We start from the raw sequence: 19,181 nt of genomic DNA on the forward strand, positions 1-19,181 counted from the left end.
GAGGCGAGGAACCGTGGACTGGAAGCTCGAGGTGGTGGTCGTCCCCGTCTCCGACGTGGACCGCGCCAAGCACTTCTACGCCGAGCAGGTCGGCTTCGCCGTCGACACCGACTCCCGGATCGGCGAGGAGGCCCGGATCGTCCAGCTGACCCCGCGCGGCTCCGGCTGCTCGATCATCGTCGGCACCGGGATCAGCGACTCCCGGCCCGGTTCCATGCAGGGGCTCCAGCTGGTGGTGGACGACATCGACGCCGCCCGCGCGCACCTGGTCGCCGGAGGTGTGGACGTCAGCCCGGTGCAGCACTTCGAGGAGGGCGTCAAGGCCGAGGGCAGGGGCGGCGACTGGAACTCCTTCGTGTTCTTCACCGACCCGGACGGCAACGGCTGGGCCGTGCAGGAACGCCCGGCCCGCGACTGACGTACCCGTCCGCTGCCCCTCGGTTCACGGCCGCACCCGGCCCCGGCGGCTCATGCCCGCTCGATGGCCACGGCCGCGGCGTCGTCCTTCAGCCGCCCGCCGACGTGCGCCAGCAGGTCGCGGCGGAGCCGGTCGACCAGGGCGGACGGCTCCACGCCTCCCCAGTGGGCGGCGCGCTCGGCGAGCGGGTAGAAGGCGCGCTCGCCGTCGCGGGCCTCGGTGACGCCGTCGGTGTAGAGCAGCAGGGTCTCGCCGGAGTGCACGTCGTAGGCGTCCTGCCGGTAGTGCGCGCCGGGCAGGGTGCCGAGCCCGATCGGCGGGGCGGAGCCGTCCGCCTCCAGGGTGCGGACGGGCTTCCCCTCGGCCAGCAGCAGCGGCGGCGGGTGTCCGCAGTTGGCTATCCGGACGGGTTCCACCGGGTCGTCCGGCAGGTCGGCGAGCAGCACGGTGACGAAGCGCTCGACGGCGTCGTCGGCGTCCGTGACCCCGTCCCCGTCCGTGACCCCGTCCCCGTCCGCGCCCCCGGCGGTCCCGGCGGCACCCGGGCTCCCCGCGGTCTCGGCCAGGTGCCGGGCGAAGCCGGCGTCGAGGGCGGCGGCGAGGCCGGGCAACCCGGTGTGGTGGTGGGCGAGTTCACGGAAGGCGCCGAGCACCTGGGCGGCGTCCTCGATGGCGGTCAGGCCCTTGCCCCGGACGTCGCCGATCAGCACCCGGGTGGCACCGGGCACCCGGGTCGCGGCGTACAGATCACCGCCGAGCAGTGCCTCGTCCTCGGCGGGCAGGTAGAGGGCGGCGAGCCGGAGCGGCCCCAGCCGGTCGGGCAGCGGGCGCAGCAGTACCCGCTGCACCGTCTCGGAGACCGAGCGCACCCGGGTGAGCTCCCGGCCGCGTCTCTCCCGGACGCGGCAGTACAGCACGATCACCGTGGAGACCAGGATCAGCGCAATGATCTGCGTCTCGTGGTTGGTGGTGAACAGGCCGCCGTGGAAGATCCCGATGACCACCTGCGCGGCCACCGCCAGGGCGCCGATCAGGCCGGCGAGCCAGGCGCCGGCGAAGGAGGCGGTGATCGCGGGGGCGACCACCAGCAGCGGGCCGAGGTGCACGTCGGCCGGGGAGGCCAGGTCGACCACCGAGATCAGCACGATGAATCCCAGCGGGATCATCACCAGCGCATGGGCTCGCTGCCACGCCCCGCGCAGGGCGGCCTGGCGCCGCCGTCCGTGCACCGTCACCCCTCCACCCTGCACCCGGGACGGGCCCCGCACCTCCGCGACACGGGCGGGCCGGGCCGCTCCCCCGACCGCCGGCGGGCACCGCCGGACGCGACCGGCGCCGTTGACCGTGATCTTGGACAGCCCCTACAGTCGGGGGCGATCCCGCCCCCAGCCCGCCGGAAGGCCCATGATGAAGCGTCACCAGTGGCTGGAACGCATCCAGCAGCTCGACCCGGAGACCGACTACGCGGAGATCTACCGGATCAGCAGCTGGTACGAGTTCCCCTGGGACACCAACCAGTCGCTGGGCTTCGCGCTCTACCGCACCTACGCGGTGCCCTCCGTCGGCCGGCTGCTGGCCAGGACGGGCGAGTTCACCAACCGCGCGCAGAAGCGGTACGACGACACCGTGCTGATCCTGGAGGCCGTGCTGGAGCACGGCTTCGACTCCGAACCGGGCCGCGAGGCGATCCGCCGGATGAACCGGATGCACCGCCGGTACGAGATCTCCAACGAGGACTTCGTCTACGTCCTCGCCACCTTCGTGGTGGTGCCCAAGCGCTGGCTGGACGACTACGGCTGGCGCCCGTACTCCGCCCACGAGATCCGGGCCGCGGTCAACTACTACCGCGAGCTCGGCCGCCACATGGGCCTGCGGGACGTCCCGGAGACGTACGAGGAGTTCGAGCGGCTGCTGGACGACTACGAGCGCGCCAACTTCGCCTTCGACGAGGGCGGCCGGGCGGTCTCCGACGCCACCCTGGACCTCACCGCGAGCTGGTACCCCCGCCCGCTCGGCGGCCAGATGCGCCGCTCCTCGATCTGTCTGCTGGACGACCCGCTGCGGGAGGCCTTCGGCTATCCCGCGCCGCCGGCACTGCTGACCGCACTGGTCCGCGGCGGGATGCGGCTGCGCGGACGGCTGGTGCGGCTGCTGCCGCCGCGCCGCAGGCCGCACCTGGCCCGGGACGGTCGGCAGGTCCGCGGCTACCCCGACGGGTACCGGATCTCCGAGCTCGGCACCTTCGGCCCCCGCGAGTCGGGCGGCTGCCCGTTCCCGCACGGCGAGGCCTCCTGAACGCGCCCCTGGGCGACCTGTCACTCCGCCGTGCCAGGGTGGCGGTATGAGCGAGAACCCCGTACCCGAGATTCCGCCGCAGAACTACGCCCAGGGCTGGGCCGACGCCGATTCCCGGCCCGGTCCGCCGCTGGTCGGCGACGAACGCGAGATCCTCACCTCGTACCTGGAGTTCCACCGCGAGACGCTGGCCCTCAAGTGCGCCGGGCTGACGGCGGCCCAGCTCTCCGAGCACACCGTGCCGCCCTCCGGGCTGACCCTGCACGGGCTGCTGCGGCACCTCGCCGGGGTCGAGCGGTGGTGGCTGCACTTGCAGTTCGCCGGGCTGGACGTGGAGATGCTCTACTACTCCGACGACGACCCCGAGCAGGACTTCGAACGGCTCGACGGCGACCCGGCCAAGGCGCTGGCCGTCTGGCGGGCGCAGTGCGAGCGCTCCCGGGAGATCGTCGCCGCCGCCCCCTCGCTGGACGTCACCGGCGTGCACCGGGCCACCGGCCAGCCGGTGTCGCTGCGCCGCATCCTGGTCCACATGCTCGCCGAGTACGCCCGCCACAACGGCCACGCCGACCTGCTGCGCGAACGCATCGACGGCGCCACCGGCTACTGACCCGCCACCGGCCGGCTACTGGCCGGTGCCCGGGCCCGGCTCTCCCGTGCCTTCGCTCGGCCGACCGGCGCCCGGGGTCGGCTCGCCGGTGCCGCGGGTCGGGCGCCCGGTGCCGGGGCTGGGCTGTCCCGCGCCCGGGGTCGGCTGGCCGCCCCGGGTGGGCCGCCCGCCGCCCTGGCCCGGCTGACCGGTCCCCTGGGTCGGCTGTCCGGCGTCCGGGGTCGGCCGCGTGGAGTCGGAGGGCTCCGGGGTGGCGGCGGGCAGCCGCACGTAGGTGAACTCCCCTGCCGGGACGCCGTCCAGGGCGCCCTCGACGGCCTCCCGCCAGATCGGCCCGGCGACGGCGCCGCCGAACGCCTGGTCGATCCGCTTGCCGCCCATCCGCTGGCCCTCCAGCGGGGCCGGGTTCATGGTGTCGCTGACGACCGTCGCGGCGACCAGCTCCGGCGTGTAGCCGACGAACCAGACCTGCCGTCCCTCGTTGGTGGTACCGGTCTTGCCGGCCGTCGGGCGGTCGGACAGGCCGGCGGTGTCGCCGGTGCCGCCGTCCTCGACCACGCCCCGGAGCATCGCGGTGACCGTGTCCGCGGTGGTCCTGGACATCGCCTCGCTGCACGCCGCCTTCGGCACGCCGAGGGGCTTGCCGTCCGGCCCGGTCACCGCGGTGATCGCGGTCGGCGCACAGTACGTGCCGTGGGCGGCGAACGCCGCGTAGGCGGCGGCCATCTCCAGCGGCGAGAGGTCGTTGCTGCCGAGGGTCATCGACGGCACCACACTGAGCTTCTCGCCGCCCGCCTGCTGGGTGATGCCCAGCTTCGCGGCCGTCCGCGCCACCGTGCACAGCCCGGCCTCGGCCTCCAGGTTGGCGAAGTAGGTGTTGACCGAGTGCTTCATCGCGGCCGGCATGGCGAAGCTGCCGACCAGGGTGCGGCTGTCGTTGTGCACCTCGCCGCCCTCCGGGAAGCGGCCGCCCGAGCAGTCCCGCATCTCCGGCCAGGGCATGCTGTAGCCCGAGGTGTAGCTGCGGCTCACCGGGATTCCGGCCTCCAGCGCGGCCGCCGCCACGATCGGCTTGAAGGTGGAGCCGGTCGGGTAGCCGATGCCGCCGCCCATCCGCTTGGGCACGCTCAGGTTGATCGTCGTCTGGTCCTTGCCCAGCCCGTACGGGCGGCTCTGCGCCATCGCCAGGACCTTGCCGGTGCCCGGCTGGACCATCGCCGTCACCGCGGCCGGCCGGTCGGACGGCGCGGCGTGCTCGGTGACGGCCTGCTGCACCGCCTTCTGGGACTTCGGGTCGAGGGTGGTGCGGATCTGCAGCCCGCCGCGCTGCCACAGCGCCCGCCGCTCCTCGGGGGTCTTCCCGAACGCCGGGTCGGCCAGCACGGTCTTCTGGACGTAGTCGCAGAAGAAGCCCTCGCCCAGGCCGGCCGTGATGCAGCCCTGGTGGGCCCGGGTGACCTTCAGCGCGATCGGCGAGGCGATCGCCTCCCGGGCCTGCTCGGCGGTGATGTGCCCGTACTCGGCCATCTTGTGCAGCACCGTGTCGCGGCGCTGCTTGGCCGTGTTCGGGTTGACGATCGGGTCGTAGGCGGACGGCGACTGCACCAGGCCGGCCAGCAGCGCCGCCTGAGGCAAGGTCAGGTCCTTTGCGTGGACGCTGAAGTAGCGCTGGGCGGCCGCCTCGATGCCGTACGCCTTCTCGCCGAAGAAGGTGATGTTGAGGTAGTTGGTGAGGATCTGGTCCTTCGTCAGGGTCTCCTCGACCTTGATGGCGTACTTGAGCTCCTGGATCTTCCGCTCCAGGGTCTGCCGCTGCGCCTCCTGGACCTTCTGCAGGTCGTCGCCGGCCTGGTCGACGAAGACGTTCTTGACGTACTGCTGGGTGAGGGTGGAGGCGCCCTGCGCGGTGGTGCCCGATGCCGCGTTGGAGTTGAGGGCGCGCAGCACGCCCTTCAGGTCGACGGCGCCGTGCTGGTAGTAGCGGCTGTCCTCGATGTCGACGAGCGCGGCCTTGACCAGGGGCGATATGCCGTCGGCGGGGACGACCGTGCGGTCCCGGCTGTAGACGGTGGCGATCGTCCCGCCGTCCGCGTCGTAGATCACGGACGCCTGGGACAGCGGCGGGGTGACGAAGTCGTCCGGCAGGCTGTCGAAGTCCTCCACCGCGGACTGCGCGCCGAGTCCGGCCGCCCCGACCGCGGGGAGCGCCAGCCCTGCGACGACCACACCGCCCAGTACGCTCGCGCCCGTGAAACGGGCCGCCAGGAGGAGCTTCTTGCCCAGACCGATGGAGTTTTGACGCGCCATGGGATCGACCCTAGGCGAACCATCGTCCACCGAGTACCGGGTTTCTTCCCGCTTTCGTCACAACTCTGTGACAGCGCCGCCGGGTCGGGGCGGCCGCCCGCCGAATGCCACGGACGCGCCGCGCCGTGCGCGGGACGCCCTTGACGCGGCGCCGCCCGATGGCAAGCCTTGGTCCCGGCAGATCCGCCCAGCCCAGGAGGTCAATGGTGACCGCGCAGGCTTCCCACACGCACGGCCGCACCGACGTGCCGCTGCTGGACGAGACGATCGGGCAGTGCCTGGAGCGCGCGGTCGCCGCCCACCCCGGCCGCGAGGCCCTGGTGGACGTGCCGAGCGGCCGCCGCTGGACGTACGCCGAACTCGGCCGGGACGTCGACCGGGTGGCCCGCGGCCTGCAGGCCCGCGGGGTGCGCCGCGGCGACCGGGTCGGCATCTGGGCGCTCAACTGCCCCGAGTGGGTGCTGGTGCAGTACGCCACCGCCCGGCTCGGCGCGATCCTGGTGAACATCAACCCGGCCTACCGCACGCACGAGTTGGCGTACGCGCTGAACCAGTCCGGGGTGAGTCTGCTGGTCGCCCAGCCCGCGTACCGCACCAGCGACTACCGGGCGATGGTGGCCGAGATCTGCGAGGAGTGCCCGGGCCTGCGCGAGACGCTGTGGATCGGCGAGGCCGAATTCCGGGAGCTGGACGGCGACGGCGGCCTCCCCGCCGACCTGGCGCCGGACGACCCGATCAACATCCAGTACACCTCCGGCACCACCGGCTTCCCCAAGGGCGCCACCCTCTCTCACCGCAACATCCTCAACAACGGCTTCTGGGTGGGCGAGCTGGTCGGCTACACCGAGCAGGACCGGATCTGCCTGCCGGTGCCCTTCTACCACTGCTTCGGCATGGTGATGGGCAACCTCGCGGCGCTCAGCCACGGCGCCTGCGTGGTGATCCCCGGCCAGGGCTTCGACCCGGCCGCCACCCTGCACGCGGTGCAGGCCGAACGGGCCACCTCGCTGTACGGCGTGCCGACCATGTTCATCGCCGAACTCGGCCTGCCCGACTTCGCCGGCTACGACCTCACCTCGCTGCGCACCGGCATCATGGCCGGCTCGCCCTGCCCGGTCGAGGTGATGAAGCGCGTCCAGACCGAGATGCACATGGCCGAGGTCGCCATCGCGTACGGCATGACCGAGACCTCGCCGGTCTCCACCCAGACCCGCCGCGACGACGACCTGGAGCACCGCACCGGCACGGTCGGCCGGGTGCTGCCGCACCTTGAGGTCAAGGTGGTCGAGCCGGAGACCGGGCGGACGGTCGGCCGCGGCGAGCCCGGCGAGCTCTGCACCCGCGGCTACTCGGTGATGATCGGCTACTGGAACGACCCGGAGCGCACCGCCGAGGCGGTCGACGCCGAGGGCTGGATGCACACCGGCGACCTCGCGGTGATGCACGAGGACGGCTACCTGGCGATCGTCGGCCGGATCAAGGACATGATCATCCGCGGTGGCGAGAACGTGTACCCGCGCGAGATCGAGGAGTTCCTGCACACCCACCCGAAGATCGCCGACGTCCAGGTCGTCGGCGTGCCCGACGAGCGCTACGGCGAGGAGGTCTGCGCCTTCGTGGTGCTCCACGACCCGGCCGCCGGCCTCGGGCAGGAGGAGGTCGCCGAGTACTGCCGCGGCCGCCTCGCCCACTACAAGACCCCCCGTTACGTGCACGTCGTCGAGGGCTTCCCGATGACGGTCAGCGGCAAGGTCAGAAAGAACGAGCTGAGGGAACGGGCGGCCCGCGCACTCGCCGGATGAGCCGCCCGGCCCCGGCGGGGGACTTACGGGCCCGGCCACCGCCGATCGCGGTCCGTTACGCTGGTGACGTGCTCCTTCTCGTCAGCCGTCGCCACGTGGACCTGCTCCGCGTCACGAGCATGTCCTGTCGACGCTCCGGCTGATCCCGCTCGTCCTCCGCCCTCAGGGCACACACCCTCCCCCGGCCCCGCTGCACCGGCCACACCCGGCGCGGCAGCGGCAGCGTCCCCGGCGACCGCCGGGCCCGCCGGGGCACACGACACCCAGGTGATGTCACCCATGACCCAGCAGTCCCCTTCCAACGGTCCTGCAGCCTCCACCGGTCCCGTCGCCGGCACCTCGGCCGGCCTCCCGGTGATCGACCTCTCCCTCGCCGACGGCAGCGCGGAGGAGCGCGCCCGGCTGCACGTGGAGCTCCGCTCCGCCGCCACCGGCGTCGGTTTCTTCCAGCTCGTCGGGCACGGCGTGACCGAGGCCGAGACCGCCGCGCTCACCGCCGCCATGCGCGCCTTCTTCGCCCTCCCCGAGGCCGACCGGCTGGCCGTGAGCAACCTCAACTCCCCGCACTTCCGCGGCTACACCCGCACCGGCGACGAACGCACCGGCGGCAACCGCGACTGGCGCGACCAGCTCGACATCGGCGCCGAACTGCCCCCGCACGTGCCGACCTCCGGCGAGCCCCCGTACTGGTGGCTGGAGGGCCCGAACCAGTGGCCGGAGACGCTGCCCGAACTGCGGGAGGCCTCGCTGCACTGGATCGACCGGCTCGGCGGCGTCGGGCAGCGGCTGCTGCACGAACTGCTCACCGCGATCGGCGCCGAGCCGGACTTCTACGACTACGCCTTCGAGGGCCACCCCCACCTGCGGCTCAAGCTGGTGCGGTACCCCGGCACGGCCCCGGACGGCGCCGCCCAGGGCGTCGGCTCGCACAAGGACTACGGCTTCATCACCCTGCTGCTCCAGGACACCGTGGGCGGCCTCCAGGTGGAGCGCCCGGACGGCTCCTTCCTGGAGGTGCCGCCGCTGCCCGGGGCCTTCGTGGTCAACCTCGGCGAACTGCTGGAGGTCGCCACGGACGGCTACCTGAAGGCCACCAGCCACCGGGTGGTCAGCCCGCCCGGCGCCCGCGAGCGGTTCTCCGTGCCGTTCTTCTACAACCCCCGGCTGGACGCCCACATCGAACCGCTGGAGTTCCCCCAGGCCCACCACGCCCCGGGCGCCACCCAGGACCCGGCCAACCCGCTGTTCGCCGAGTTCGGCCGCAACGAACTCAAGGGCTACCTCCGGGCCCACCCCGAGGTCACCCGCCGCCACCACGCCGACCTGCTGCCGCTGACCGCAGCCTGACGGCCGGACCCGGCTGCCCCGGGACCGCTCGGGGCTGCCCGGGCTTCTTCGGGGCGGAGGCACGGAGGTTCGCACCGACGATCGCAGATCGTTCCGTCACCGTCCTGGCATTGTTCTAGCATGGTGCGAACAATCTGCGATCGTTCGCGTCCCTGGAGGGATCTCCGTGCCCGCCCTGCCCTTACCCCCACCGCCCCGGCCCTCCCGCACCGCAGTGGCCGTCGCCGTCCTGCCGCCCGCGGTCGCCGCCGCAGCGGTCCTGCTGGTGTACGCCCGGCTGCGGCCGCAGCTGCCCGAGCCACTCGCCGTGCACTTCTCGGCCGACGGCGCCGACGGCACCCTGCCGGCCTGGCGCTTCCTCGCCGCCGCCCTCGGGCTGATCGCGCTCACCGGCGGCACCCTCGCCCGCCTGGCACTCGCCGACGACCTGCCGGCCCGCGCACGGCGCGCCCTGACCGCCGGCGGCTGGGCGGCGGCCGCCCTGCTCGGCTCGCTGTGCTGCCTGGTGCCCGTCGCCAATGCGCACGCCGCCCGCGCCGCCGACGCCCGCCCGTCGGGCACCGCCGTGGCGGTCTGCGTCGGCGGCGCGGCCCTCGCTGCGGTACTCGGCCTGTTGCTGGGCGGTGCGGTCCTACGCCCGGCTCCGGCCGGGCAGGCCGCTCCCCCGGTGCCCGCCCCGATCCGGCTCGCCCCCGGGGAGGCCGTCTCCTGGTCCCGCACGGTCGGCTCGCCGCTGCTGCGGACCCTCGGCCCCGCCCTGCTCGGGCTCGCCGCCGTCCTGCTGGTTTCCGGGGCCGGCGCCGGCGCGCTGCCGGTCGCCCTGATCGGCGCGATCGCCACGGCCGCCGGCCGCATCCGGGTCACCGTCGACCGGCACGGCCTGACCGTGCGCCTGCCGCTGCTCCGCCGGCCCCGGATCCAGCTGCCGCTGGAGCGGATCGCCGCCGCCGACTGCCGCGAGGTCCGGTGGACCGGGGTCTTCGGCGACGAGGGGTACCGCTCCGGGCCCGGCCGCAGCGGCCTGGTGCTGCGGCCCGGCGAGGCCCTCGCCGTCCTGCTCACCGACGGACGGGAGTTCACCGTCTCCGTCCCCGACGCCGCCACCGCCGCCGGGCTGCTCACCGCGCTCGTCCGGCGCCCGCGGGAGGACTGCCCGTGCTCTTCCGCGTGAACCCCGCCTCCCCGCAGCCGCTGGCCGAGCAGATCGCCGCCTGCGTCCGCCGCGCCGTCGCCGACGGCACCGCACGGCCCGGCGACCGGCTGCCGCCCGCCCGCGGCCTCGCCGAATCACTCGACGTCAACATGCACACCGTGCTGCGCGGTTACCAGATCCTCCGCGAGGAGGGGCTGCTCGACCTGCGCCGCGGCCGCGGGGCGCAGATCACCGACGCCGCGTCACCCGGCCGGGCCCGCCTCGACGCGGCCGCCGGGGCGCTGGTCGCCGAGGCCCGCGCCCTGGGCCTGGCGGACGAGGAGGTCCTGGCCCTCGTCCGCACCGCGCTCGCCGGTTCCGCTACGCCTGGTCCTCCACCAGACGGGCCGGGAAGCCGCCGGTCGCGATCGGGCCCCAGCGGCGCGGAGTGATCCGGATCAGCGACTTGCCCTGCCGGCGCATCGCCTCGCGGTACTCGTCCCAGTCCGGGTGCTCGCCGGCGATGTTCCGGTAGTACTCCACCAGCGGCTCCAGCGCCTCCGGCATGTCCAGCACCTCGGCCTCGCCGTCCACCTGCACCCAGGGGCCGTTCCACTCGTCCGAGAGCACCACCACGCTCACCGCGGAGTCGCGCCGGGCATTGCGGGTCTTCGCCCGCTCCGGGTACGTGGAGACGACGATCCGGCCGGAGTCGTCCACGCCGCAGGTCAGCGGGGAGGCCTGCGGGGTGCCGTCGGCGCGGCGGGTGAGCAGCAGCGCCCGGTGGCGCGGACGGACGAAGTCCAGCAAACCGGCCAGCTCCACCCGGGTGTTGGTGGCGATCGAAGGGCTCATGGCCGCAAGCCTAGAGCTTGCCGTCGAAGGTGCACGGGCGCCACGTCAGCAGTCCCAGAAGAAGCGGCCCTCCCGGTGGTCGGGGCTGACGTAGGCGAAGCCGTAGCCGTAGCCGAAGTTGAGGAAGTACGGATCGTCCGGGCCCTCACCGGCGTCGCCGATCTTGAAGAGGAACCGCCAGGGGGCGTCGACCCGCGCGTGGTGGTTGGGGTAGCAGGCGGTACCGCCGAAGTACTCGCGCAGTTCCTCTCCGTCGCAGTCCTCGACGTACGGGCCGTCACCGCGCATGCCCTTCTGGTACGCCGCCGCCTCGTCGATCGAGCGGTCGACGGCGGGTGGTACGGGCTGCAGGTCGACGTGCCACTCGACCGGGATCTCCGTGTCGTCGGGGCCCCGGCGCCACAGGGTCCGCCCGCGCGTTCCGGGCGGCCCGACGGCGGCGAAGGAGGGGATGCGGCCGTCCGGCTGCACCAGCACGACGGCGTCGCCGGCCTCCGGGTCGGTCCCTCCCATGACGATGTCCTCCTCGTGGAGGAACAGGTAGGCCAGCCGGAGCTCCGGGCCGGGCACGGGGAACTGTCCGACGAACACCAGCGGCTCGCCGGAGGCCGGATGCACCGGCCAGGCCGGCTCGGAGAGCCAGACCGGCTCGCCGCCGAACTTGGCCACCGGGTCCGAAATCGGCTGGTCGGCGGCTCGGAGAACCATCTGCTGACGGGGCAGGAAGGCCGCGTCGTACGGCCCCTCCGCACTCCCGGTGGGACGCACGATCACGCGGGGAGCCTAGGCACCCCGCCGACAGGCCCCGCCGCCGGCCGGCGCGGACGCGGTGGACCGCCAGGTCGCGGCACTGTCACACTGGTGGTGTCACAGCAGGACTGCAGCACCCGGTGGGGGCGTGCGGGCGGAAGAGGTTGCACCGTATGACAGCAGGCACACCGCAGCTCACCGTCGACGAACTGGCGGCCCGGGCCGGGGTGACCGTCCGCACGCTGCGCTTCTACGCCGCCAAGGGCCTGCTGCCGCCGCCCGAGCTGGGCCCGCGCCGGGTGGGCCTGTACGGGCCGGAGCACCTGGGGCGGCTGGAGCTGATCGAGGAGTTGCAGCGGCAGGGCCTGACGCTCGCCGCGATCGAGCGCTACCTCGCCCAACTGCCCGAGGACATCGGCTCGCTGGACCTCGCGATCCACCGGGCGCTGGTCGCCTCGTGGACTCCGGAGGCCGCCGAGGAGGCCGACCGGGCGCAGCTCGCCCGGCGGATCGGCCGCGACCTCTCCGACGCCGACCTGGACCGGCTCGCCGCCATGGGCGCCCTGCACCGCACCGGGGAACCGGACGTCTTCAAGATCGACCCCGGTCTGCTGCCGCTCGGTGTGCGCATCCTGGACGTGCCGATACCGCTGGAGACCCTGCTGGCGGCGCGGGCGGTCGTCCGGCTGCACAGCCGGGCCACCGCGCACGACCTGCACCGGCTGTTCCGCGACACGGTGTGGAAGCCGTACCGGGAGAGCGACCCGGCCCCGGCCGACCTGGACCGGATGAAGAGCCTCGCCGACCGCATCCAGCCGCTGGTGGTGCAGGCGATCGTCACCGCCTTCCAGCGCTCCCTGGCGGAGGAACTGACCGGCAGCACCGAGTAGCACCGGCCGCGGGAAATCCGCTCGACAGGGCGGTCGGCCCGGGGTTGGCTCGGGCCATGACCGAACTGCGCACCGAACGGCTCCTGCTGCGCCCCTGGCGGGAGTCCGACCTGGCCCCCTGGGCTGCGATGAACGCCGACCCCGAGGTGCGCGAGCACCTCGGGGAGCTGCTGACCCGGGAGCAGTGCGAGGCCGGGGTGGCCGCCTTCCGCGCCGACATGGAGCGGCGCGGCTACGGCTGGTGGGCGGTCGAGGTCGCCGCCACCGGGGAGTTCGTCGGCTTCGCCGGGCTGGACGACGTCGACGGGGACATGCCCTTCACCGGTGTGGAGGTCGGCTGGCGGCTGGCCCGCAGCGCCTGGGGCCACGGCTACGCCACCGAGGCCGGCCGGGCCTGCCTGGACCGCCTTCGACACCCTCCGCCTGCCGGAGGTCCTCGCCGTCACCACCGCCGCCAACCACCGCTCGCAGGCCGTGATGCAGCGTCTCGGCATGGTCCGCGACCCGGCCGAGGACTTCGAGGACCCGTACGCCCCGGAGGGCAGCCCGCTGCGCCCGAGCGTGCTGTACCGGCTGCGCCGGTCGCCGCAGGGTCTGCCCGGCCGGTCCTGACGGGACGCCGGACCTGCCGGAACCCGGCCTGACGAGGTGTCGGGACGCATTAGGGTCTTCTCCTGCCGACATGTACGAGACAGAAGGAGCCGGCCGGTGCGGACCGCAACCGTGACGCCCGAGGGCGATCAGATGCGCTGGGTGGAGTTCGAAGGACGGGAGGCCGCCCGGGTCTACGTGCACGGGCTGGGCGCCAGTGCACCGGCGTACTTCGCGGCCTCGGCCGTGCATCCGCTGCTGGCCGGGCGCCGGTCGCTGCTGGTGGACCTGCTGGGCCACGGCATCAGCGACCGGCCGGCCGGCTTCGACTACACCCTCGAGTCGCACGCCGACGCCCTGGCCGCGGCGCTGACCGCCGCGGGTGTGGCCGGTGCCGAGCTGGTCGCGCACAGCATGGGCGGCTCGGTGGCGGTCGTGCTGGCCGACCGCCACCCGCACCTGGTGTCCCGGCTGCTGCTGGTAGACGCGAACCTCGACCCGGTGGCCCCCCGCCCCGGACGCGGCGGTGGCAGCGGCATCGCCGCGTACACCGAGGAGGAGTTCCTCGCCGAGGGCTGGGACGAGATCGCCGAGCGGGTGAGCCCGCACTGGTGGGCCACGATGCGGCTGGCCGGCCGGGAGGCGCTGTACCGCAGCGCCGTCCACCTCGTCCGCAACACCTCCCCGACGGTGCGGGAGGTGCTGTGCAGGCTGGCCGTGCCGCGCACCTTCCTGGTGCCGGAGGCCGACGGGCCGCTGCCGGGCGCGGAGGGGCTGGCCGCCGCCGGGGTGTCGGTGGTGTCCGTCCCGGACTGCGGGCACAACATCATGCTGGACAACCCGGAGGGCTTCGCCCGGGCCGCCGCGGCGGCGCTCACGGAGTAGCCCGCAGGCACCGGCGCGGGGTCAGTCCACCGGGGTGTGGAACGCGGTGGTGAAGCTGGCGCCGTTGGCGAGGCTGATCACGCCGGGCTCCGGGTTGGCTATGCCGCGGTTGAAGGCGCCGCCGTAGCCGTGGCCGATCATGAAGACGCCCCAGTTGACGACCACCGGTTCGGTGCGGCCCGTCCCGTCGCCGACCGGGAAGCGCTCGACCAGCGGCCGGACCCGCCGCTGCACGACGTACGGTCCGCCGGTCGCGGCCTCCACCCGGGCGCGCCACTCCTCCGGTTCGGCCTGCCAGCCGGCCAGCACGTCGAGGCCGCCGTGTCCGGCGGTGGCCTTGAGGGCGAACTCCTCCCGGTGGGCCAGCACGTACGGCAGCATGTCGACCTGTTCGCCGTCGGCCTCGACCTTGCGGTCGGCGAGCATCCGCGTCCACGGCAGCAGCCCGTCGACCAGGGCGAGTTCGGCGGCGTCGAAGGACGGGCGGTGCCGTTCGTCGCTGACCAGGGCGAGGCAGCCCTTGGCACCGTACAGCTCGGTCTCCAGGGTGGCGAACAGCTCGACCAGGCCGGCGTCGGCGGCGGCCAGGATCGGCGCGGCCAGCGCGGCGTCGGCCGGGTCCACCAGGTCCTCGCTGACGAACCAGCGGTGCACCAGGTCGATCCGGCGGCCGTGCACGTACACCCCGTCGGGGCCGACCTCGACCTCGCCCGCGTGGCAGGGGATCGCCTCGATGCCCAGCGGTGCGAGCATGTCGGCCATGACCCGCAGCCGCGGCTCCAGGTACGGGTAGCTGGTCGGCCAGTCCACCAGGGCGACCACCGGGGAGGCGGCGAAGTCCAGGGCGGGGAAGGCCTCGCGCCACATGGCGACCAGCAGTTGCAGCGTGTCGGCGTACTCCAGCCGGTGCTCGGCGACGAAGCGCCGGAGGTTCTCGTCGCGGAGCATGGCCCGGTTGATCAGCGGGGTGTCGAAGCCGCCGAGCGGGCTGCCGACGTTCAGCTCCAGCAGCTTGAAGCCGCCGGCCTCCTGGTAGAGGTCGGAGCGGGCGATCCGCGGCACGGTGCGCGGCCGTCCGTCCGGGCGCAGCGAGGTGGCGATCTGCAGCGGCGACCAGCCGGCCGCGGCGGCGAACTCCCTGACGTCGCCGCCGAAAAGGCGCTCCGGCAGGGAGAGCAGCAGGTCGTAGAGGCCGCTGAGGCGCTGCCCGATGTCGCGGGCGACGGCGCCGTCGAGGAAGACCGGGCGGGTGAGGTAGTTGCCGCCGAGGGCGGCCCGGAGCGGCTCGTCGTCGGCGCAGAGCCTGGCCAGGGCTTCGGCGCTCGGGCTGCCGGCCAGGTAGGCGGTGGTCAGCGCGTTCTCGGTGAACGCGGGTGCGGGGCGGGTCATCGGGTTGCTCCTCAACAGGCGGGGGCGGCGCCGGCGGGTGCGGCGGCAGGGGTGGGTACGGGGCTCGCAGCGGCCTCGGCGGGGGCGGGCGAGGGATTCGCGGTGGCGGGGCGGCGCGAGGAGAGGCGGCGCAGGGCGTGGTGGCCGACCAGGACGATCAGCGTGCCCAGGGTGATGCCGCTGAGGGAGAAGCCGCCCGTCACGCCGACCGAGACGCCGCCGATCCCGGCGACCACGCCGGCGGCGGTCGGAACCAGGTTGACCGGATCGCCGAAGTCCACCCGGTTCTTCACCCAGATGTTCGCGCCGAGCAGCCCGATCATGCCGTAGAGGACCACGGTGATGCCGCCGAGCACGCCGCCCGGGGTGGCCGCGACGACCGCCCCGAACTTGGGGCAGAGGCCGAGCAGGACGGCCGTACCGGCGGCCACCCAGTACGCGGCGGTGGAGTAGATGCGGGTCGCCGCCATCACGCCGATGTTCTCGGCGAAGGTGGTGGTGGGGGCGGAGCCGGTGCCGGCGGCCACCGCCGTGGCCAGGCCGTCGGCGAACAGTGCGCGGCCGAGGCTGCCGTCGAGGTCGGTGCCGGTCATCTCGGCGACGGCCTTCACGTGGCCGGTGTTCTCGGCGACCAGGGCGATCACCGCGGGCAGGGCGAGCAGGACGGCGGAGAGCCGGAACTCCGGTGCGTGCATGGACGGCAGGCCGATCCAGTCGGCGCTCGCCACCGCGTCGAGGTTCACCCGCAGGTGGGTGGTGACGGCGCCGGTGGCGTCCTTGGCGGTGATCGGGCCGGTGGTGAGGTCCAGCAGCCAGGAGAAGGCGAAGCCGAAGACCAGGCCGATGAAGACGGAGATCCGTCCCCAGAAGCCGCGCAGCAGGACGCCGGAGGCGAGCACGACGACCATGGTGGCGAGCGCCGTCCACTGGTCCTGCGGCCAGTAGATCTGCGCGACCACGGGCGCCAGGTTGAAGCCGATCAGCAGGACGACGGCGCCGGCCACGACGGGCGGGAACAGCCGGTTGACGACGGCGCTGCCGGCCCGCTGCACGGCCAGGCCGACCAGGGCCAGCGCGGCTCCGGACACCGCGACCGCACCCGTGACGACGGCGCTGGACCCGCCGGCCGCCCGGATCGCAGCCACCGCGCCCACGAACGAGGCGCTGGTGCCGAGGTAGCTGGGGATCCGGCCGCGCACCACCAGGAGGAAGATCGCGGTGGCGATGCCGGACATCATGATGCCGAGGTTCGGGTCGAGGCCCATCACCAGCGGGAAGACGAAGGTGGCGCCGAACATCGCGACCACGTGCTGGGCGCCGAGGCCTGCCGTCCGCGGCCAGCTGAGCCGCTGGTCGGGCCGGACGGAGGCGCCGGGCCGGGGCTCGCGACCGTCGCCGTGCAACTCCCATCTCAGGCCGAGCCGTTCACGCAGCACCGGTCACCTCCGCGGTCTGCGCGGACGGCTCCCCGGCGGGTGCGGCCACCGGTGCCGCGGCGGGGGTGGCCTCGGGCCGGGCGGTGAGCCCCTGCACCAGCAGTGCCGACAGCAGGCTGAACGCGGCCAGGAACGCCCACGGCCAGAGCGGGCCGCGGTCGAGCAGGGCGGTCAGCACCACGGGCGAGACGGCGCCGCCGATCGTCCAGGACAGCTGGAAGGCGGCCTGGTAGCGGCCCTGGATGTGCTCCTTGGCCATCGCCACGCTGAGCTCGTTGGACGGCGGACCGCCGACCATCTCGGCCAGGGTGTAGACGAGGACGGCCACGACCAGGCCCGCCTCGACCGCCCAGGCCGGCACCGCGGACAGCGCGCCGAACAGCGCGAACGCGACCGCGTTCAGGACGGCGGCGAGCGCCAGCACCCGTACCGGGCGGCGGCGTTCGCCCCAGCGGGCGACCGTGGTCTGCACCAGCGCGACCAGGCCGGTGTTCAGCACCACCAGGGCACCGACGATCCATGCGGCGGCGTGCAGCGTCCCGGTGGCGTACACCGCGAGCAGCACCGGCAGCACCATCGCGGCCAGCACGAAGCCCAGGTTGGCGGCGACCAGGCGCAGGTAGGGCAGGTCGCGCAGGACGTCCCGGTAGCTGCCGGCGGGCCGGTCGGCCGGGCCGGCGGGGCCCGCGGTGCGGGGCTGTTCGCCGGTCGGCCGCCAGGAGGAGATCAGCCAGGCGGCGAGGAGGAAGGTCGCGGTGTTGGCGACCACCACGGCCCGCAGGCCGGTGGCGCCGGCGACCTGCAGCAGCAGGGCGGCGACGGCCGCGCCGAAGCCCGCGCCGATGTTGCGCAGCGAGCCGATCAGTGCGAACCAGCGCTGCCGCTCGCCCTCGCGGGCGGCGAGCACGACCAGCGAACGGCTGGACGTCCAGTAGATGTTCGCGCCGATCTGCACGACCAGCTGGAACAGCACGATCATCCAGGCCTGGCGGCAGAACAGGAAGCCGAGGAAGCCGCCGGCGGACACCAGGTTGCCCACGGCGACCACGGCACGCGGGCCGATCCGGTCCAGCAGCGGCCCCACCAGGGCGGGCACGGGCAGCGAGAGCAGGTGGCCCAGGGTCAGTGCCGCGCCGATCTCGACCAGCGGCAGTGAGGTCGTCCGGGTGAAGTAGACGACGGTGAAGGCGAGGACCAGGCCGTTGCCGAGGCTGTCGATGATGTTGGCCGCCAGGAACCGGCCGTTGCCGGTGAGGTCGGGCAGGCCGAGGGTGTGCCGCAGTCCGCGCGGCTTCGGGGGTGCGCTGTTGTCCATGACTCTCCTGCGTGCGCGCGGCGGCCGCCTCGCCGGCGGCCGCCGCATGAATGATGGTGCGTCAGTTTCCGTACGCGCGGTCGAACTTGCCCATGATGTAGGGGCCCGACCGGACAGGCGCGTGGCGCGGCGGGTTGTCCTCGTCCGTGCAGGTGGCGATGCACTCGATCAGGGCGTCGTAGTTCGGCTGGTGGAAGAACGGCACGGAGTAGCGCTCGTTGTGCGCCTCCTCGCGGGGCGGGTTGACCACCCGGTGCACCGTGCTGACCCAGGCGTCGTTGGTCCAGATCGCCATCAGGTCGCCGATGTTGACGATGAACGAGCCCTCCACCACCGGCACGTCCAGCCAGCGGTCGCCGGTGCGGTCGAGCACCTGCAGGCCGCCGGTGCCGTTGTCCTGGTACAGGATCGTGAGGCTGCCCCAGTCGCTGTGCTCACCCTTGCGCAGCTGGCCGGGCGCCGGCGGGACGGGCTGCGCCGGGTAGTAGTTGGCGGTCAGGTTGGTCATGTGCTGGTCGATCTTGTCCTCGAACCAGTCCTCCGGCAGGCCCAGGCCGAGGGCGAAGAGCCGCATCAGCTCGCCGGCCAGGCGCTCCATCTCCGCGTAGTAGCCGCGGTAGGCCTCGGCGAAGCCGGGCAGCGCGGGCCACGGGTTGGGGGTGCGCAGCCCGGGCTCGGCGTCGGCGGGCAGCGAGCGGGCACCCTCCGGCTCGCCGAGCCGGTTGACGGTGAAGGTCTCCGAGACGTCGGGCAGCGCCCGCTCGCTCTCCACGGAGGCGTCCTCGTTGGACGCCGCGAGGCTGCCGCTGCGGCCGAAGCCGCGCATCAGCGGGTCGGCGGGGTCGGCCAGGTGGGCGGCCTTCAGGTGCTGCGGGAGCGCGAAGAACTCGCGGGTCGCCCGGTACATCTCGGCGATGGCATGCTCGGGGACGCCGTGGCCGACGATCACCAGGAAGCCGCTGCTGCGGCACGTCCGGTCGATGGCCTCGGCGACCTCGGCGCGCCTGCGGGGGTCGCCGGAGCGGGCGCCGGTCAGGTCGATGACCGGCACGTAGCCGTCCACCAGGGTCACCGGGGCGCCCGCCGGGGCGGCGGTTGCTGCCATGGTCGGCACGGTTCTCACCTCTCTGCTGTCGGTACGGGGGCGGGAGGGTCCCGG

Annotated in this window: 17 protein-coding genes and 1 pseudogene; 10 read left to right on the forward strand and 8 right to left on the reverse strand. The window is 73.8% G+C overall.

What is annotated here, in order from left to right:
- Positions 1-13: 13 nt before the first annotated feature.
- The gene (locus ACQ614_RS08480; RefSeq protein WP_431677775.1) at positions 14-418 is read left to right on the forward strand and encodes a VOC family protein; all 405 of its coding nucleotides are present in this window, start codon (positions 14-16) and stop codon (positions 416-418) included.
- Positions 419-468: 50 nt separating this feature from the next.
- On the opposite strand, the gene ACQ614_RS08485 is transcribed toward ACQ614_RS08480, so the two are convergent.
- Positions 469-1,653, reverse strand: coding sequence for a PP2C family protein-serine/threonine phosphatase (locus ACQ614_RS08485; RefSeq protein ID WP_431677777.1), 1,185 nt, complete (start codon positions 1,651-1,653; stop codon positions 469-471).
- Between the two features lie 172 nt (positions 1,654-1,825).
- On the opposite strand from ACQ614_RS08485, the gene ACQ614_RS08490 reads away from it, so the two are divergent.
- On the forward strand, positions 1,826-2,713 hold the full coding sequence (locus ACQ614_RS08490) for an oxygenase MpaB family protein (protein WP_431683864.1): 888 nt from the start codon (positions 1,826-1,828) through the stop codon (positions 2,711-2,713).
- Between the two features lie 46 nt (positions 2,714-2,759).
- On the forward strand, positions 2,760-3,323 hold the full coding sequence (locus tag ACQ614_RS08495) for a DinB family protein (protein ID WP_431677778.1): 564 nt from the start codon (positions 2,760-2,762) through the stop codon (positions 3,321-3,323).
- Positions 3,324-3,338: 15 nt separating this feature from the next.
- Here the strand turns inward: ACQ614_RS08495 and ACQ614_RS08500 are convergent, their stop codons facing one another.
- Entirely contained in the window at positions 3,339-5,630 is a 2,292-nt protein-coding gene (locus tag ACQ614_RS08500) for a transglycosylase domain-containing protein (RefSeq protein ID WP_431677779.1), read from the reverse strand.
- Positions 5,631-5,836: 206 nt separating this feature from the next.
- Between ACQ614_RS08500 and ACQ614_RS08505 the strand changes: the two genes are divergently transcribed.
- The 4 genes from ACQ614_RS08505 to ACQ614_RS08520 all read left to right on the forward strand — a co-directional run bounded on the left by ACQ614_RS08505 (position 5,837) and on the right by ACQ614_RS08520 (position 10,363).
- Complete coding sequence (locus tag ACQ614_RS08505) at positions 5,837-7,432, forward strand: AMP-binding protein (RefSeq protein WP_431677780.1); 1,596 nt, start codon at positions 5,837-5,839, stop codon at positions 7,430-7,432.
- 279 nt (positions 7,433-7,711) lie between these two features.
- Positions 7,712-8,779 carry an isopenicillin N synthase family dioxygenase gene (locus ACQ614_RS08510; RefSeq protein WP_431677781.1) on the forward strand — a complete coding sequence of 356 codons (1,068 nt, stop codon included), beginning with the start codon at positions 7,712-7,714 and terminating at the stop codon, positions 8,777-8,779.
- Between the two features lie 166 nt (positions 8,780-8,945).
- Complete coding sequence (locus ACQ614_RS08515; RefSeq protein WP_431677783.1) at positions 8,946-9,950, forward strand: hypothetical protein; 1,005 nt, start codon at positions 8,946-8,948, stop codon at positions 9,948-9,950.
- Positions 9,935-10,363, forward strand: coding sequence for a GntR family transcriptional regulator (locus ACQ614_RS08520; protein ID WP_431677785.1), 429 nt, complete (start codon positions 9,935-9,937; stop codon positions 10,361-10,363). The genes ACQ614_RS08515 and ACQ614_RS08520 overlap by 16 nt, the downstream gene beginning before the upstream one ends.
- Here the strand turns inward: ACQ614_RS08520 and ACQ614_RS08525 are convergent.
- On the reverse strand, positions 10,293-10,766 hold the full coding sequence (locus tag ACQ614_RS08525) for a PPOX class F420-dependent oxidoreductase (RefSeq protein WP_431677786.1): 474 nt from the start codon (positions 10,764-10,766) through the stop codon (positions 10,293-10,295). The genes ACQ614_RS08520 and ACQ614_RS08525 overlap by 71 nt on opposite strands.
- Before the next feature lie 45 nt (positions 10,767-10,811).
- Positions 10,812-11,540 carry a hypothetical protein gene (locus ACQ614_RS08530; protein ID WP_431677787.1) on the reverse strand — a complete coding sequence of 243 codons (729 nt, stop codon included), beginning with the start codon at positions 11,538-11,540 and terminating at the stop codon, positions 10,812-10,814.
- 149 nt (positions 11,541-11,689) lie between these two features.
- Here ACQ614_RS08530 and ACQ614_RS08535 point away from each other — a divergent pair, with 149 nt between their 5' ends.
- The 3 genes and pseudogenes from ACQ614_RS08535 to ACQ614_RS08545 all read left to right on the forward strand — a co-directional run bounded on the left by ACQ614_RS08535 (position 11,690) and on the right by ACQ614_RS08545 (position 13,882).
- Positions 11,690-12,406, forward strand: a complete 717-nt coding sequence (locus ACQ614_RS08535; RefSeq protein WP_431677788.1) for a MerR family transcriptional regulator — start codon at positions 11,690-11,692, stop codon at positions 12,404-12,406.
- Positions 12,407-12,462: 56 nt separating this feature from the next.
- Positions 12,463-13,018: pseudogene (locus ACQ614_RS08540) on the forward strand (GNAT family N-acetyltransferase).
- A gap of 96 nt (positions 13,019-13,114) precedes the next feature.
- The gene (locus ACQ614_RS08545; RefSeq protein WP_431677790.1) at positions 13,115-13,882 is read left to right on the forward strand and encodes an alpha/beta fold hydrolase; all 768 of its coding nucleotides are present in this window, start codon (positions 13,115-13,117) and stop codon (positions 13,880-13,882) included.
- A gap of 21 nt (positions 13,883-13,903) precedes the next feature.
- On the opposite strand, the gene ACQ614_RS08550 is transcribed toward ACQ614_RS08545, so the two are convergent.
- The 4 genes from ACQ614_RS08550 to ACQ614_RS08565 all read right to left on the reverse strand — a co-directional run bounded on the left by ACQ614_RS08550 (position 13,904) and on the right by ACQ614_RS08565 (position 19,127).
- The gene (locus tag ACQ614_RS08550) at positions 13,904-15,271 is read right to left on the reverse strand and encodes a hypothetical protein (protein WP_431677791.1); all 1,368 of its coding nucleotides are present in this window, start codon (positions 15,269-15,271) and stop codon (positions 13,904-13,906) included.
- An 11-nt stretch (positions 15,272-15,282) separates the two neighbouring features.
- The gene (locus ACQ614_RS08555; RefSeq protein WP_431677792.1) at positions 15,283-16,707 is read right to left on the reverse strand and encodes a uracil-xanthine permease family protein; all 1,425 of its coding nucleotides are present in this window, start codon (positions 16,705-16,707) and stop codon (positions 15,283-15,285) included.
- The gene (locus tag ACQ614_RS08560; RefSeq protein ID WP_431677794.1) at positions 16,697-18,022 is read right to left on the reverse strand and encodes an MFS transporter; all 1,326 of its coding nucleotides are present in this window, start codon (positions 18,020-18,022) and stop codon (positions 16,697-16,699) included. Before ACQ614_RS08560 ends, ACQ614_RS08555 begins: the two co-directional genes overlap by 11 nt.
- Positions 18,023-18,083: 61 nt before the next feature.
- Positions 18,084-19,127 carry an isopenicillin N synthase family dioxygenase gene (locus tag ACQ614_RS08565; protein ID WP_431677795.1) on the reverse strand — a complete coding sequence of 348 codons (1,044 nt, stop codon included), beginning with the start codon at positions 19,125-19,127 and terminating at the stop codon, positions 18,084-18,086.
- Between the last annotated feature and the right edge of the window lie 54 nt (positions 19,128-19,181).

The sequence above is a fragment of the Kitasatospora dryopteridis genome, assembly GCF_050749075.1.
Lineage (GTDB): Bacteria > Actinomycetota > Actinomycetes > Streptomycetales > Streptomycetaceae > Kitasatospora.